Origin of the sequence: Candidatus Hikarchaeum yamanae (genome assembly GCF_009889665.1) — an archaeon.
Taxonomy (GTDB): domain Archaea; phylum Halobacteriota; class Halobacteria; order Halobacteriales; family Hikarchaeaceae; genus Hikarchaeum; species Hikarchaeum yamanae.
Genome location: NZ_WTZR01000010.1, coordinates 1 through 14,041 on the forward strand (window position 1 = coordinate 1; position 14,041 = coordinate 14,041).

Consider the following 14,041-nt stretch of genomic DNA (forward strand, 5'->3'; position numbering starts at 1 on the left):
ATCGAGGCACTACAAGCTGCAGGAGTAACCGACCTCGCCGCAGTTTCAGGAATCAGTGAAAATCTCGCTGAGAAAATAAAGGAAGCAGTTCAAATACTGGAACAAGAAATCTCCCCTGCAGATGCGCCATCCGAACCAGTTCCTACTGATTCAAACGACGATTTCCTAAGTATAAGCGGAATCACTCCTACCCGTGCAGATTCTCTCCGTGCAGCTGGATTTAAGACCATAGCTGATATCACAAACGCTAGCCAAGATGAGCTCTCTTCGATTGAAGGAATAAGCACTGCTCTAGCAGCTAGAATAAAAGCCAGTATAGGTGATATAGACCTTGAAGAAAAAGTAACTCCCCCCACGAAGCCCCCTGTCGAAGACACTCCCGATCCCACCACAGTTGAACTCCGCCCCCGCGGACATGTTGGAAAAATTCCTGAGCTAGGTCCCAAAGACAAACGACTATTGGCCCAAAAGCAACGCGAAGGAAAACCAACTTTCAATCGCCAAGACGGCCATATGAAAAAAAGACTCACTAAGAATAAACACAAGTCAGTTTGGAGAAGACCTCGCGGAACGCATTCCAAACAACGACGAAGAAGAGGAGGGCACGGAGAGGTTGTCCGGGCTGGGTATCGGACTCCCGTTTCTGTTCGCGGTCTCCATGCTAGTGGATTTAAAGAGGTTCACGTCCACCGGCCTGAAGATTTATCCGATATCGATCCAGCCATTGAAGCCATCCGTATTGCGGCATCTGTTGGCAACCGAAAACGAGAACGAATCGAAGATATCGCAGAAGAAAATGGAATCCGCGTCCTTAACCCCTCTTACGAAGAGGTGAGTCTACAATGACAAACCTCAGTACGCAACGGAGATTGGCATCTGAAGTTCTCAAAGTCGGAAAAAGTCGAGTGTGGCTTGATCCCGAATCCGAAGAACAAATTTCTGAAGCCATAACTCGAGAGGATATACGCAATTTAATTGATCAAAAAATGATCAAAAAGACCCCTGCAAAAGGAAATTCCCGTGGACGTGCACGAGAACAAAATCAAAAAAGAGCATACGGTCATAGATCTGGTCATGGATCCCGAAAAGGTAGGGCTGGGGCCAGACAAAACCGAAAGAAAAAATGGATGTCCAATATTCGAGCCCAACGAAAGCTCCTCCGGGAACTAAGAGAAAATGGAACTATCGACCCAACACAATATCGAATAGTCTATCGAAAAGCAACTGGTGGGGAATTCAGAAGCTCCCAACATTTAGCATCTTATGTGGAAAATAATTATGGAGGAAACTAATGGCTAAAGGCCCTCGATACAATGTCCCAATGCGCCGAAGGAGAGAAGGCATAACCAATTATCACCAACGATTACCGTTGCTGAAATCTGGCACTTCTCGAATGGTCGTACGGATTAGTAATAAATATATCTCAGTACAGTTAATCAATCTCGGATCTATTGGAGACGAAACAGTAGTTTCTGTAAGCTCAAAAGATCTTTTGAGTTATGGTTGGAAAGCACCCCTAAATAACCTCCCTTCCTCATATTTGACAGGTTTCCTTTTAGGCAAAAAAGCACTCTCCATTGGAATAAAAGAAGCCGTATTGGATATTGGTTTGCACTCCGGTACTAAAGGATCAAAAACATTTGCAGCACATAAAGGCGCAATCGACGCGGGACTTGACGTCCCCCACAGCGAGGTAGCATTTGGATCTTGGGAACGGATCCGGGGAGAACATATCGCAGAATTTGCAGAAAAAACTAATAATAAACTTTCTAACGATTTCGATTTGACGACGTTGCCAACTCATTTCGATGAAATCCTTGAAAGCCTTAAGGAGGAATCCCCATGACCGATCCAGTAGAAAATACTTGGGAACCTGTCACAAGACTTGGGCACATGGTACTAAATGAAGAAATAACTTCAATGGAAGATGCACTCAACTCTGGACTCCCTTTGAAAGAACCTGAAATAGTCGATCACTTATTGCCTGGAATCGAAGATCGCGTTCTCGACATTAATATGGTTCAAAGAATGACTGATTCCGGCAGGCGTGTTAAATTTAGGTGTTGCGTCGCAATCGGTGATAAAACTGAATTCATAGGCTATGCAGAAAGCCGAGAAACCCAAGTCGGTGCAGCAATTCAGAAAGCAGTTGCAGCCGCAAAACTCAATATTATTCAAGTACCTCATGGTTCTGGATCTTGGGAAAGTAGATCTGCAGATCCCCATTCCCTCGCCATGAAGACTAAAGGAAAATCTGGTAGCGTTATTGTTGAATTATTCCCTGCTCCTGCTGGACTCGGCCTGGCAGCTGCCCCTACTGTTAAAACCATCTTGGAACTCGCTGGAATCCAAGATGCTTGGACTAAATCCTACGGTAAAACTAGAACGACAATGAATTTGGCCAAAGCCACTTTCAATGCATTAGACAATGCATCCCAATTCCGCAGCGCTAATAATCAACGAGCCATATCTTCCAGACAGGAGACAAATTAATGAAAGCCATTGTACAATTACGCGGTGAGGTTAACATAACTTCTCAAACCCGGGATACTCTTAAAATGCTAAACTTACACCACGTGAACCATTGCGCGTTAATACCCGAAACAGATACCTATCGTGGTATGATCACCAAAGTACATGACTACGTAGCCTATGGGGAACCAAGCCTTTCGGTCTTGGAGAAGATAATTTCTCGCCGTGCAGAACCACTCAAAGGAGCTGCAACTATAGACGACGCTTGGATCTCTAACAACACAGAATATGATTCCATAGCCCATCTAACCCAAGCTCTCATTTCAGAGGAAACAACACTCCGATCCCAAGGACTTTCCCCCGTACTAAGACTGCATCCGCCACGCGGAGGTCACCGGGGTATTAAACACCCCACCAAAGAAGGCGGACAACTTGGAAAACACACTACTGAGGAGATTGATCAACTCCTTAACTCGATGCGATAACTCATGACTACTATCAAAAAAAGAAGACAAAGAGGCTCTCGAACTCACGGCGGCGGAACTCACAAAAATCGCCGCGGTGCTGGCAATCGTGGAGGCCGCGGAAACGCAGGGCGGAATAAACATCATATCCATTTACATCCCCCTCTAGGAAAGCATGGATTCACTCGTCCAACTAGTACTGAGAAAGGACGCGAAATATTTCCTATTAATATCCAGGACCTGGACGAGCAAATCACATCCCTTGTAGATGCAGGAATTGCAGAAAAAACTAAGGAAGGTTTCCGACTAAGCGCTCGAGATATGTTCGAGAACATTTGTGAATCCGATTCAGTAAAAATTCTTTCTTCAGGTCAAATCAATCACGCATTCGAGATAACTGCCGACGCCTTTTCACAAAAAGCTGTGACTCAGATCGAATCTGCTGGAGGAACTGTAATCTACACCGGAAATTCACACATTGAAGAGGAATAACTTTTATGACTTGGAAAGAATCTATAGCACCTCTTCTTTCCCGTATTCCCGTAGTCAGGCGTCCAACCAAACACGTCCCCTTCCGGCAAAAAATGCTTTGGACTTTATTAGTTCTAGTGGTTTATTTTTATTTGACCAATGTCACTCTTTACGGTCTAGGTGGGAATGCCCAAGATATATTTGGACAATTCCGGTCCATCCTCGCCGGTGAACAGGGCTCTATACTTCAACTTGGAATCGGACCCATCGTCACTGCGAGTATAGTTTTGCAGTTGCTAGCTGGTGCAGATCTTTTAGGTCTGGACACTTCAAATCCTGCCGACCAGGTTATATACCAAGGACTTCAGAAGTTTTTGGTCATTTTAATGGTTATTCTAACTGGATTCCCTATGGTATTTGCTGGTGGATTTCTACCTGCTGATCCCTTCGTAAGTACTCAGTTAGGCGTCAGTCTCAATGCAGTCCGCTGGATAATATTTGCCCAGATTTTCGCAGGTGGAATTTTCATACTCTATATGGATGAAGTTGTTTCCAAATGGGGTATTGGTTCTGGGGTGGGACTATTTATTGTAGCAAGCGTCAGTCAACATCTAGTTGGAGGGATCTTCACTCTTGGATCTGATACTCAACCTAGTGGACTCATTCCCACTTGGATTGGAATGGCATTAGGAAATATCCAGGTTTCTCCTTTCTTCTCTGGTGGCTTTCAAGAATTAATATTTGGCCAGGGTCAAATTCTAGCCCTCATCACTACACTTCTCATTTTTGGACTCGTTGTTTACTGCGAGTCTGTTCGAGTTGAAATACCTCTGAGCCACTCCAAAGTCAGAGGCGCAAAAGGTCGTTTCCCTGTAAAATTGATCTATGCAAGTGTCTTACCCATGATCCTTGTCAGGGCTGTACAAGCAAATATTCAGTTTTTAGGTAGAATTCTAGATTCTCAAATGAGCAATATGCCCTCTTGGCTCGGTGTTTATTCTTCAAATGAACCTGTTGGTGGCTTTTTCTACTATTTGAATCCCATTATGACTCCTGGAGATTGGATGTGGTGGTTAGGACAAACCGCAGCAGAGCCCTGGCAAATTCTATTACGCGTTTCAGCTGATCTCTTCATTATGGTGATTGGGGGTGCAATTTTCGCTATTTTCTGGGTAGAAACCACCAATATGGGCCCTGCGGCAACTGCCCAACAAATTCAACGGTCTGGGATGCAAATCCCCGGATTCCGAAGAAACCCTGCGGTACTGGAAAAAGTCATGCAAAGATATATCCCACTCGTTACTGTAGTCGGCGGTGCACTTGTAGGATTCTTAGCCGTAGGTGCCAATATGTTAGGGACCATCGGAGCAGTCGGAGGAACTGGGCTACTCCTCACTGTTTCTATTGTATATAAGCTATATGAAGAAATAGCGGAAGAACAACTTATGGAGATGCACCCTATGATGCGTCAAATGTTTGGTTAATTTTCTTCTCTTTTTGTCCCCTCGAACTCCATCTCTTCCCGAAACGGTAATGCTACTTAGTTTTGTATATACGATGTGCATAGGATATCTCTATCAAACACAGAATTTGAAGGAAAAAATAATGCCTATTTATTAGATGATGGAAATGAAACCATTCTCATAGATACTGGCCTATTTTCACCACAAATCCATGTGGAATTCCAACAAGAACTATCCAAATATGGCCATTCCATTTCAGACATTGATACCATTCTACTCACCCATTGGCACGCAGATCATGTTGGCTTGGCAGGGACGATCCAGGAAGAAAGCGGAGCAAAGGTCTACTGCCATGTAAAAGATTCTCCTATGGTGGAAAAAGATCCCTCTGCTCTTGCTGAGCTGCTCCACATAGTCGAAAAAAGATTTATAGAGTGGCATGTACCTCCTGCCAAACTCGACCCTCTCATCGATGTGCTCAAACTTGGTCATAGACTAGGGGGACCGCCTCCCCGAACAACTGATTTTGATGCTGGCGACCAAATAGAATGTGAAAATTATTCTTTCTCAATACTCCCCGTCCCTGGCCATACACTGGGACTTTCTTGTTTTTTACTAAACGAAACTAATATCGCATTTGTAGGAGATGCTGTTCTCCCCGTTTACACTCCCAACATTGGCGGTGCAGATCTCCGAGTCACTTCTTCGCTTTCTCAATTCCGTGACGGTCTCTTGCAGCTTAAAAATCATAATTTAGACATATTCTACCCTGGACATCGGCATAAAATATTGGAACCAAATCCTCGAATCGACGAAATTCTCCAACACCACCGAGACCGACTCGACCAAATCGTTTCTCTACTAACAAATCCTACTGATATCTGGAACCTCAGTACTCGGATATTCGGCCAACTCGATGGAATTCATGCACTATATGGATCTGGTGAAATATTCGCCCATCTTGAATATTTGGAATCTATGAATATCGTAACTTCCTCTGATGGATTGTATTCTCTAACTACCCCTTCTGTAGATATATCTACTATTTTTTAGTCACCGGCCTCCTCTAATCTCAATCAAATACCCGTCTGGATCCCTCACTAGAAACATAGATTCTCCCCATGGAACTTCTCTGGGTTCTGTTATTAATTTTCCATCCGAATTTTTAATAGCATCTTTTATTCTTTTATATATTTGGTCAATTTCACCATCAATTGTCACAATATAAACTGAACCATCCCCTCTGTTTCCATCTCTTGGGGGGTCCAAATTAAATGCCTTCAAAGCTGTGGGATCAAAATCTACTTGCAGTTTCAATTCACAACTACCTGTTTCGTATGCACAAGTCCCCTTTCCCCCATTTTTTGGTGACAATCCCATCACTCTCTCATAAAAGTCTCTTGAATTTTTTAGATCACTCACCATCAAATATAATTGAATCAGTTTGGACATGGTCAACTAATTTCTCCTCTCTTTTCTAGAAAAGAAAACTTCCTTTCCCTCCTGCAATTGGATGTGTTCTTTGATCATACTCGAAGATTGCAGCCCTTCTCTCTCGTAGTTTCCTATCCTAACTACGTCGATATCTGGAAACCCAGCCTCTCTAAGCTGCCCTTTTAATGAATCTATGTCAAATTCTTGGTCATGTCCTAATGTTATGATATTTGGTTTTATCTTCTTTACACTATCAAATAAACTCCCTTCAGATCCTAAAATTGTAGAACTTACCATCCCCATCGATTCTATAACTTCTCTCCTCTCATTTTCTCCCATGAAGATGTTCTTCCTCTGTTTTATACGCGAATCTCTAGCAATAACCACGTGCAATTCATCTCCCAATTTAGCACTTTCAGACAAATAATAGATATGTCCAGGATGCAGTAAGTCGAATACACCTTGGGCCATCACTCTTTTCATATCCACCTATAAGGATTGTATGGGTATCAGTATAGCCATTCGTATATTTCTCACGTGACTTCTGCTCCTTTATTCCTAGGGGCTGCCATAATTATCTCACCACTCATCCCCAAACCGTCTAACAACTCCTGGACGACTCCTTCTACATCTTTTCTATATTCTTCACTTGTCACACAATATAACGAAGGTCCCCACGAAGATTGCCCCACTCCAAAAATATTACTACTATTCTTTAATTTTCCCACTACATCGCCAATTGGAGGTCGATATACTCCTCCTTGGCATTTTTCATACCAGATTCCATTAAGACGGTTTATTTCCCCAACCGCAAACCCAAACTCAGCACAGTTTTCATTTTGGATAGCAGGAATCAAAATTCTATCTATCACCCGATCTATCTCCTTAGTGACATCCAATCTAGCTTCCTTGATAACAAAATTTATTAATTTTTTCTCCTCATTTCCACTATATCCCTCTCTAGTTTCTAATTTTACAACCACAAAAATCCATTCCTCTGGGATTCTAAGATTAGTTTTAATGCTTGGTACTTCCCACCCCGATCTCCTCTCCTCATCAAAAACTGACAATGAACTGGCTTCTTGCCCTCTATCAATATTAAACCCCCCTTGCTCAAAAGTCGCCACCCCCACTCCGCTTCTCTCCCCCCGACCTAGTTTTGGAGCACACTCTCGACTTTTCGGTTCTATCCCATATGTCTCTGCAATAGCTGTATACACGGCAAGTGCCAATTGAGTCCCACTTCCCAACCCCATATGGGTGGGTATTTTTTCTTTTATTTCAACTTTTGCCCCTTCCACTCCTAATATATCCACAGCCTTCTGGGCATACTCCTTAGCACTTTCATCATCACATATGATTCCTTTTTCTGGTTCCGCGGTCAGGACTACTTTTGGATCTTCGAGACACACTCCTATCCCTCCGTATACGTGCGATTCTTCTAAACACAAGTTACGAAACCCAAAATGCAGTCGACTACCTGCAACTACCCGAACGACCATATCTTATCCTCACAACTATCAGGTAAAGACGTTTCTGCACGATCACGCATCTTTTAAGACTCTTCGAAACAACTTTCTACCATGATTCGGCCCGGAAAAACCATTGACACTAAAGACGATTCTCTTCCAAGTGCAGATATAACCAAAGGCCCCGAACGAGCTCCACACCGTTCCATGTTCCGCGCAATGGGGTATGATGATTCCGATCTTTCTTCTCCTATGATCGGAATTGCAAACCCCGCCGCTGATATCACTCCTTGTAATGTACACCTAGATGAAATCGCTAGAGAAGCAATCGAAGGAATCAAAGAATCTCAATGCATGCCAGTCGAATTTGGGACTATAACTGTTTCAGATGGAATCTCTATGGGAACTGAAGGCATGAAGGCTTCTCTCATTTCCCGTGAAGTCATAGCAGATTCAGTAGAACTAGTTGCTTTCGGCGAACGACTAGATGCCCTCGTCACAATAGCTGGCTGTGATAAGAATCTTCCCGGAATGATGATGGCTTCTATTAGAACTGATTTGCCCTCTGTATTCGTCTATGGGGGGACGATACTTCCTGGAAAATATCATGGCGCAGATGTCACTATTCAAGATGTTTTTGAGGGCGTTGGAGCATATGCGGAAGGTGATATCTCCCGAGAACAACTAGATGCCTTAGAGCATGCAGCTTGCCCCGGAGCTGGTTCTTGTGCTGGAATGTACACTGCCAACACTATGGCCTCTCTTAGCGAGGCATTAGGCCTAGCCCCTCTTGGGTCTTCCACCGCACCTGCAGTCACTGCAGAACGCAGAATAATTGCTAGACAAGCAGGAAAATTAGCTGCTTCTTGTGTTAAAAACCAATTGCGACCCTCTCATATTCTTTCAAAAAAATCATTTGAGAATGCTATCTCTTTACTAGTTGCAATTGGTGGTTCTACCAATGCTGTGCTGCATTTATTGGCCCTCTCTGCAGAAGCAAAAATTCCACTAACTCTCTCTGAGTTTGATAATATAAGTAGAAATACACCTCACATATGCAACCTCCGTCCCGGAGGAACATTTGTCATGGCAGACCTTCACCAACAAGGTGGCATCCCTGTCATTATACGTAGATTAATCGAAGGCGGTCTTTTCGATGGAGATGCAAAAACTGTAACTGGAAACACAATCTCAGAAGAACTTAGCTCTCTAACGTTGCCCCCCGACGAAGAAATAAATAATCAAGTTATTAGGCCCCTCTCCGACCCCTTACATAAACAAGGATCTCTCGCTATTCTCAAAGGCAACCTAGCCCCTGATGGTGCAGTACTAAAGATCACAGGAGATGAGGAATTACAATCTAAGGGTCCTGCACGAGTCTTTGAATGTGAAGAAGACGCAATGAAGTGGGTCCAAGAAGGAAATATTTCTTCAGGAGATGTTCTTGTAATCCGAAATGAAGGACCTCAAGGCGGCCCTGGAATGCGCGAGATGCTCGGAGTTACTGCAGCCGTTGTAGGCCAAGGACACGAAAGCGATGTGGCATTGATCACAGATGGAAGATTTTCTGGAGCAACCCGTGGCCCGATGGTTGGGCATGTTGCACCCGAAGCATTTTCGGGAGGTCCCATCGCCTCTATATCTGATGGAGATATTATCACTTTAGATATCCCAAATCGAATTTTATCCGTCGATCTTTCCGAAAATGAACTACAGCAACGAATGAAAAATTGGTCTAGACCCCCTCCAAACTACTCTTCCGGTGTCCTAGCAAAATATGGTCAAAGTTTCGGATCCGCAGCTTATGGGGCAACCACCAATCCCGCTCTAAATAAACCTTAATCCAATCTCTCTACTCTGTAGAATATTTTTCCGTTACTAGTGGTATGATAGACCCTATTACCAATGCCAAACCAACAACCATTAGTATTACTACTACGTTCCTCTCAACTTCCAAAATATTCCCCATTTCTAGAATATTCCCTAGTATGAACAACGACACACCCGACACAAACATTTTTTGCAGACGTTTTGTTTCCATACTATTTGACTCAATTACTAATTATAAAACTTTTTTCACATGGTTTTCCCTTCGCTTTAAACTCTTCAAATTTTATTAATTTTCTTCTCCATTGCTATTGGATTACTTTATTGGTAGCTACCGCCTATACCAAACTATGCATCGACGAGGTTTCATATCACTCTTGGTGGCCATATCTGTTTCTGGATGTTCTCAAATCTCAAATCTCCGAGGCGAGAAAGAACAAACCTCTGTAGCTGAAAAAACCAAATCCCCGCCATCTAGTAACACCGAAAAAAAAGGCATCATAAGCCGCATTAACCCCTTCAATAAGGATCCAAAACCCGAGCCATTAGTAGATACCGATGGGGACGGGATGGTGGATTCTAAAGATTACGCACCCTGGGATCCAAACGTACAAAGAAAATCAGATGTATCGGATGTCAGTAGTGCCGACCCCCCCGCAGAATCACCTCCAGCAGAATCACCTCCAGCAGAATCACCTCCAGCAGAATCACCTCCAGCAGAATCACCCCCTGCAACCCCTCCTGAAACTCTGCCCCACCTTGAAATAGCAAATTTAGTATCTGCTTTAACTTCCATCAACGACGTTACTAATAACAAATTGACTAGCTCCAAAGCTGGTGACTCTATCCTAATAGCATTCAAATATCGCGCATTGGTTCACCCCACCGGAAAATACAAAGTCCGAGAACAAGTTACTCTCACCAACAAATCTACCTCGGACGAAGTGGCAACAAAATCTAAAACCTCGGAGAGCACGGGAAAACCTGGAAATGTGCAAATCATAGTTCACGCTATCCGTTTTCCAACCACCTCTCTTTCCCCTGGAACTTACAATGCAAAAATTTTGCTACGTGATGAAATAGACATGAAAGTATCTAATGCTTTAAATGTTGAATTTACCTTGACTTAGTCTTCTCAAATTTCTTTCCCTATCTTCTAAATCTATCTTCTAAAGTACAGTTTGATTGGGGCCGCTGAGATTCGAACTCAGGTCCGACGACCCCCAGCCGCCGAGGATACCAAACTACCCCACGGCCCCATAGGAAAACCGTAGATCTGGTCGCGGTTTAAGCCCTTCGAATCTCTATCTCTCACACCAATACACGTTCTAATTCTACTACCTTTCCTTTCTTCGAATCAATTTTTCCAGTGTATTCTCCAAGACAAACGGCAGAACCCCCCTGAGTGTAACACACCACTCGCATACCTTCTGTTAATATTTCCTTTTTCTCTGCAGAAATTATTCCTGGTGCATATACAGGGGCACCATTTGCAACCTGCATGGCAGCCGTTTGTGAAATTATTATTTTTGGTATTCCTTCTAAAATTGACTCTGCTGGGTGTATTATCTCTCTTATCAACTCTTCATTTCCTTCCTGCTTCCAAATTTCCACCGCGTCGACCAATTCGTGCAATTTTGATAATTCCCCATCATCAAATGGATAGCTCTTCGTTCGCCGAAGATCTCCCATATGCGCCCCCTGTCCCAAAATTAAACCTATATCGTGACACAATTTCCTAATATATGTCCCACTTTCACACTCAACTCTAAGTAGTGCTTTTCTCCCTTTAATTTCAAGTAGTTCTATGTCGTATATTTCACGAACGCGTACTTTTCGCGAAACTGCACTTTTTTTCGGTGGTTTTTGATAAATTTCTCCCTTGAACTCTTCTAAAACCTGACTTAATTCTGTTTCATCCTTTCCCTCATCATGCAATTCTAAGACCACTATGTATTCTTTTTTACCCAGTAGTAATTTTGATAACCTCGTTGCATCTCCTAGTAAGATTGGTAAACACCCTGTGACCTTTGGATCTAATGTCCCCGAATGAGCCGTTTTACCAACTTTCACTATCTCTCTAACCCACGCCGAGATTTGGTGAGAAGAAGGACCTATTGGTTTGTCTATATTTATTACTCCAAATGACATCAGCTCAGATATACTCCTATCTTCAGGTGGTTCTCTAAGCTTCATCACCAAACACCTCTATGAATCGCATTATCCTCTCCACTACCTCATTTGCATCTTCTTCGGATGTATCAACTACTAAATCATATATTGATAAATCTGAAAAATCAATGTCATAATATTCGTCATAACGATGCTTTTCTGATGCTTCTCTTTCTTTAGTTTCCTTTAAAATTTGGTCTATTTCTCCATCTTCTCTATTGGCAATTCTCTGTCCCCGTATACTAATTGGAGCATCGAGCCATATTCGTATGTCTGCGTTTTCACCTGCCATCCAACCTGCCAACCGTGATTCTATCACTGCATTATCTTTTACCAATGCAATTTGCTTTATATTTTCATCCAATTCTCTATCTATTGAATCATCATCTTCTGCAACCTTATTCAACTCCCCCACTGATATTCCACGATCTTCTGCTATTTTTCTAAAGACCGTTCCCCCGCTTATATATTCCAAACCGAGCCTAACTGCTATTCCTTCTGCAACAGTACTTTTACCACTCCCCGGGGGGCCCGAAACAGTTAACAGCATGTGATCTATTCGGCCTTCTTAATTAAAAAGAGATCCCTTCTACGTTGGACTCGTTCTGATATTCAATGCCTTTCTAATCACCTGGGTAAATGCCATGGAAGACATGAAATACCATACGATCCACAATTGAATTGGTCCTACTAGCCCCTCCGTCCAATCCGCTTCTCCCACAAATGGAACTGTTATTGTAACCTCATTCGGATCTATATTTCCACTTAGTATTTTCCAATATATCCACAAGAATACCGGTATTGTGAATACCATTATCCACACCATCGGACGAAATTGCAATTTGAACATTCCCATTTGATCTCCCATTGCTTCCATTTGTTCTTCTCGCAGCCTTTCCATTTCTTCTTTATCTCCACTCTTTTGGGCCGCTTTTTGCCGCTCTTGTAACTCTTTCATTTCAGATTGATATTCTCCCATCTTTTCCATATCCATCAAATTAGCCTGGAGAAGTGTGGAATATAGTCCTGTAAATAATGCCAATATCATTATAACGAGGTAAAATGGAAGCACAGTATCTGCCGGACCGATCAGTAAATCTACGCCCCTCCCAATTAATTCCCTGACTTCTGTAAAAGAATACCCTGCAAACAAACTTATTGCAAAAACAGCAGCAGCTTTGTCCCACTTCGTCCATTTACCCTCTGCATCCGACTTCGTTTTTGATTTTTTTGCCCTCGGTTGATCAAAATTTTCTATCGTCTGCTTAATCGTAGCCGCGTCTGAAACCTGAAAACCTTTTTTCCCCTCTTTTAATATTCCCGTTTCTATGAGCCTTCCCCAATGCCCACTCGTAACTTCTCCTCTCACATCTGCCCAGTCCAATTCTACCTCCCCATCTACACTTTTTTCAAGAACGGTTCGAATGGATTCAACTATCCCTGCATCTCTCATTATCAACCCTGCAACTTTCCTTTCAATTCGAGCCATTATCTATTCCCCCTCTAATCTTTTGTAAGTAGACATTCTCATTTATTTAACCCTCTTCGAAAATTTTTCTAATGCTTTCCCAAACATCTTCTGGATTATCTCTACCTTCTATCCTTACAAAACCCTCTCGATTGATGTAGTATTCTAAAACCGGTTCGGTGTGTTCCGAAAATACTCTCAATCGATTCAAAATAGTCTCTTCCTGATCATCTGATCTCTGTACCAGTTCACTACTGCATAAATCACATTTTCCATTCTTTTTCGAGGGACGAAATTCAATATGGTAATTTTCACCACAAGAGGAACAAACACGTCTCCCTGAAAGGCGTTTAATCAATTCTTCACTTGCCACATCTAAGTATATGATCTTATCAATCTCAGAAATAGTACTCAAATATTCTGCCTGTTTTCTATTGCGCGGATACCCATCTAGTACAAACCCACTTGCCTTCTTTATCTCAACTTCCACAATCTCATTGACGATCGAATCTGGAACTAATTCACCCCGATCGATGAAACTTCCTGGGGTTCCTAGTTCCGTTTCTAGATCTCTGTTTATTCTTAACGCATTCCCTGTAGTTATATGTGCAATTCCAAAATATTCTGACATCAAGCTCCCCTGAGTGCCTTTCCCCGCCCCAGGTGGCCCAAGAAGCACGATTTTGGGCAGTTTCATACCCCTTCGTTTCGCGGGAACGGTAATATGCTTACAGAAAAGTTTTTCCTGTTTTCAATAACCGAATCTTGAAATATATTGGACAATTCTGCCTATGTTGAGAT

Annotated in this window: 18 protein-coding genes and 1 tRNA gene; 10 read left to right on the forward strand and 9 right to left on the reverse strand. The window is 42.7% G+C overall.

The features are described 5' to 3' along the window. From ACM9H2_RS04660 to ACM9H2_RS04695, 8 genes are all read left to right on the forward strand, one after another. A partial coding sequence (locus tag ACM9H2_RS04660) for a 50S ribosomal protein L32e (protein ID WP_415488717.1) occupies positions 1-846 on the forward strand: 846 nt, incomplete at its 5' end. Beyond that, a complete protein-coding gene (locus ACM9H2_RS04665; RefSeq protein ID WP_415488719.1) occupies positions 843-1,292 on the forward strand; it encodes a 50S ribosomal protein L19e in 450 nt (149 codons plus the stop codon). The genes ACM9H2_RS04660 and ACM9H2_RS04665, both read left to right, overlap by 4 nt. Then, positions 1,292-1,846, forward strand: a complete 555-nt coding sequence (locus ACM9H2_RS04670) for a 50S ribosomal protein L18 (protein ID WP_415488721.1) — start codon at positions 1,292-1,294, stop codon at positions 1,844-1,846. The genes ACM9H2_RS04665 and ACM9H2_RS04670 overlap by 1 nt, the downstream gene beginning before the upstream one ends. Beyond that, a complete protein-coding gene (locus tag ACM9H2_RS04675) occupies positions 1,843-2,493 on the forward strand; it encodes a 30S ribosomal protein S5 (protein ID WP_415488723.1) in 651 nt (216 codons plus the stop codon). The genes ACM9H2_RS04670 and ACM9H2_RS04675 overlap by 4 nt, the downstream gene beginning before the upstream one ends. Continuing rightward, on the forward strand, positions 2,493-2,957 hold the full coding sequence (gene rpmD / locus ACM9H2_RS04680) for a 50S ribosomal protein L30 (RefSeq protein ID WP_415488725.1): 465 nt from the start codon (positions 2,493-2,495) through the stop codon (positions 2,955-2,957). The genes ACM9H2_RS04675 and rpmD overlap by 1 nt, the downstream gene beginning before the upstream one ends. A gap of 3 nt (positions 2,958-2,960) precedes the next feature. Next, on the forward strand, positions 2,961-3,428 hold the full coding sequence (locus ACM9H2_RS04685; RefSeq protein ID WP_415488727.1) for an uL15m family ribosomal protein: 468 nt from the start codon (positions 2,961-2,963) through the stop codon (positions 3,426-3,428). 5 nt (positions 3,429-3,433) lie between these two features. Continuing rightward, positions 3,434-4,891 (forward strand): preprotein translocase subunit SecY, encoded by a 1,458-nt coding sequence (gene secY / locus ACM9H2_RS04690; RefSeq protein WP_415488729.1) that lies wholly within the window; start codon positions 3,434-3,436, stop codon positions 4,889-4,891. A gap of 75 nt (positions 4,892-4,966) precedes the next feature. Continuing rightward, entirely contained in the window at positions 4,967-5,923 is a 957-nt protein-coding gene (locus ACM9H2_RS04695) for an MBL fold metallo-hydrolase (protein WP_415488731.1), read from the forward strand. Here the strand turns inward: ACM9H2_RS04695 and ACM9H2_RS04700 are convergent, their stop codons facing one another. From ACM9H2_RS04700 to ACM9H2_RS04710, 3 genes are read right to left on the reverse strand one after another with little or no spacing between them, the layout of a single operon-like run. Beyond that, positions 5,924-6,322, reverse strand: coding sequence for a VOC family protein (locus ACM9H2_RS04700; RefSeq protein ID WP_415488733.1), 399 nt, complete (start codon positions 6,320-6,322; stop codon positions 5,924-5,926). It lies immediately after the preceding gene. 6 nt (positions 6,323-6,328) lie between these two features. After that, complete coding sequence (locus ACM9H2_RS04705; RefSeq protein ID WP_415488735.1) at positions 6,329-6,787, reverse strand: adenylyltransferase/cytidyltransferase family protein; 459 nt, start codon at positions 6,785-6,787, stop codon at positions 6,329-6,331. Between the two features lie 50 nt (positions 6,788-6,837). Further along, positions 6,838-7,806: a beta-ribofuranosylaminobenzene 5'-phosphate synthase family protein gene (locus ACM9H2_RS04710; RefSeq protein ID WP_415488737.1), complete on the reverse strand. Its 969-nt coding sequence runs from the start codon at positions 7,804-7,806 to the stop codon at positions 6,838-6,840. 81 nt (positions 7,807-7,887) lie between these two features. Between ACM9H2_RS04710 and ilvD the strand changes: the two genes are divergently transcribed. Continuing rightward, on the forward strand, positions 7,888-9,615 hold the full coding sequence (gene ilvD / locus ACM9H2_RS04715; protein ID WP_415488739.1) for a dihydroxy-acid dehydratase: 1,728 nt from the start codon (positions 7,888-7,890) through the stop codon (positions 9,613-9,615). Between the two features lie 10 nt (positions 9,616-9,625). Here the strand turns inward: ilvD and ACM9H2_RS04720 are convergent, their stop codons facing one another. Beyond that, positions 9,626-9,814 carry a hypothetical protein gene (locus ACM9H2_RS04720; RefSeq protein WP_415488741.1) on the reverse strand — a complete coding sequence of 63 codons (189 nt, stop codon included), beginning with the start codon at positions 9,812-9,814 and terminating at the stop codon, positions 9,626-9,628. Positions 9,815-9,950: 136 nt separating this feature from the next. Between ACM9H2_RS04720 and ACM9H2_RS04725 the strand changes: the two genes are divergently transcribed. Then, complete coding sequence (locus tag ACM9H2_RS04725; protein WP_415488743.1) at positions 9,951-10,730, forward strand: hypothetical protein; 780 nt, start codon at positions 9,951-9,953, stop codon at positions 10,728-10,730. A gap of 56 nt (positions 10,731-10,786) precedes the next feature. Here the strand turns inward: ACM9H2_RS04725 and ACM9H2_RS04730 are convergent. The 5 genes from ACM9H2_RS04730 to ACM9H2_RS04750 all read right to left on the reverse strand — a co-directional run bounded on the left by ACM9H2_RS04730 (position 10,787) and on the right by ACM9H2_RS04750 (position 13,937). Then, a tRNA-Pro gene (locus ACM9H2_RS04730) sits at positions 10,787-10,859 on the reverse strand. Between the two features lie 52 nt (positions 10,860-10,911). Further along, positions 10,912-11,796: an RNA-guided pseudouridylation complex pseudouridine synthase subunit Cbf5 gene (locus ACM9H2_RS04735; RefSeq protein ID WP_415488745.1), complete on the reverse strand. Its 885-nt coding sequence runs from the start codon at positions 11,794-11,796 to the stop codon at positions 10,912-10,914. Beyond that, on the reverse strand, positions 11,786-12,322 hold the full coding sequence (gene cmk / locus ACM9H2_RS04740) for a (d)CMP kinase (protein ID WP_415488747.1): 537 nt from the start codon (positions 12,320-12,322) through the stop codon (positions 11,786-11,788). The genes ACM9H2_RS04735 and cmk overlap by 11 nt, the downstream gene beginning before the upstream one ends. A gap of 39 nt (positions 12,323-12,361) precedes the next feature. Continuing rightward, positions 12,362-13,261, reverse strand: coding sequence for a DUF106 domain-containing protein (locus ACM9H2_RS04745; RefSeq protein WP_415488749.1), 900 nt, complete (start codon positions 13,259-13,261; stop codon positions 12,362-12,364). Between the two features lie 46 nt (positions 13,262-13,307). Then, a complete protein-coding gene (locus ACM9H2_RS04750) occupies positions 13,308-13,937 on the reverse strand; it encodes a nucleoside monophosphate kinase (protein WP_415488751.1) in 630 nt (209 codons plus the stop codon). Between the last annotated feature and the right edge of the window lie 104 nt (positions 13,938-14,041).

What these genes read in the sequence shown, in the direction of transcription:
- ACM9H2_RS04685 (WP_415488727.1), top strand. Translation starts at nt 2,961, where the DNA reads ATGACTACTATCAAAAAAAGAAGACAAAGAGGCTCTCGAACTCACGGC.
- secY (WP_415488729.1), top strand. Translation starts at nt 3,434, where the DNA reads ATGACTTGGAAAGAATCTATAGCACCTCTTCTTTCCCGTATTCCCGTA.
- ACM9H2_RS04700 (WP_415488733.1), bottom strand. Translation starts at nt 6,322, where the DNA reads ATGTCCAAACTGATTCAATTATATTTGATGGTGAGTGATCTAAAAAAT.
- ACM9H2_RS04665 (WP_415488719.1), top strand. Translation starts at nt 843, where the DNA reads ATGACAAACCTCAGTACGCAACGGAGATTGGCATCTGAAGTTCTCAAA.
- ACM9H2_RS04725 (WP_415488743.1), top strand. Translation starts at nt 9,951, where the DNA reads ATGCATCGACGAGGTTTCATATCACTCTTGGTGGCCATATCTGTTTCT.
- ilvD (WP_415488739.1), top strand. Translation starts at nt 7,888, where the DNA reads ATGATTCGGCCCGGAAAAACCATTGACACTAAAGACGATTCTCTTCCA.
- ACM9H2_RS04705 (WP_415488735.1), bottom strand. Translation starts at nt 6,787, where the DNA reads ATGAAAAGAGTGATGGCCCAAGGTGTATTCGACTTACTGCATCCTGGA.
- ACM9H2_RS04720 (WP_415488741.1), bottom strand. Translation starts at nt 9,814, where the DNA reads ATGGAAACAAAACGTCTGCAAAAAATGTTTGTGTCGGGTGTGTCGTTG.
- cmk (WP_415488747.1), bottom strand. Translation starts at nt 12,322, where the DNA reads ATGCTGTTAACTGTTTCGGGCCCCCCGGGGAGTGGTAAAAGTACTGTT.
- ACM9H2_RS04745 (WP_415488749.1), bottom strand. Translation starts at nt 13,261, where the DNA reads ATGGCTCGAATTGAAAGGAAAGTTGCAGGGTTGATAATGAGAGATGCA.
- ACM9H2_RS04735 (WP_415488745.1), bottom strand. Translation starts at nt 11,796, where the DNA reads ATGAAGCTTAGAGAACCACCTGAAGATAGGAGTATATCTGAGCTGATG.
- ACM9H2_RS04750 (WP_415488751.1), bottom strand. Translation starts at nt 13,937, where the DNA reads ATGAAACTGCCCAAAATCGTGCTTCTTGGGCCACCTGGGGCGGGGAAA.
- ACM9H2_RS04670 (WP_415488721.1), top strand. Translation starts at nt 1,292, where the DNA reads ATGGCTAAAGGCCCTCGATACAATGTCCCAATGCGCCGAAGGAGAGAA.
- rpmD (WP_415488725.1), top strand. Translation starts at nt 2,493, where the DNA reads ATGAAAGCCATTGTACAATTACGCGGTGAGGTTAACATAACTTCTCAA.
- ACM9H2_RS04675 (WP_415488723.1), top strand. Translation starts at nt 1,843, where the DNA reads ATGACCGATCCAGTAGAAAATACTTGGGAACCTGTCACAAGACTTGGG.
- ACM9H2_RS04710 (WP_415488737.1), bottom strand. Translation starts at nt 7,806, where the DNA reads ATGGTCGTTCGGGTAGTTGCAGGTAGTCGACTGCATTTTGGGTTTCGT.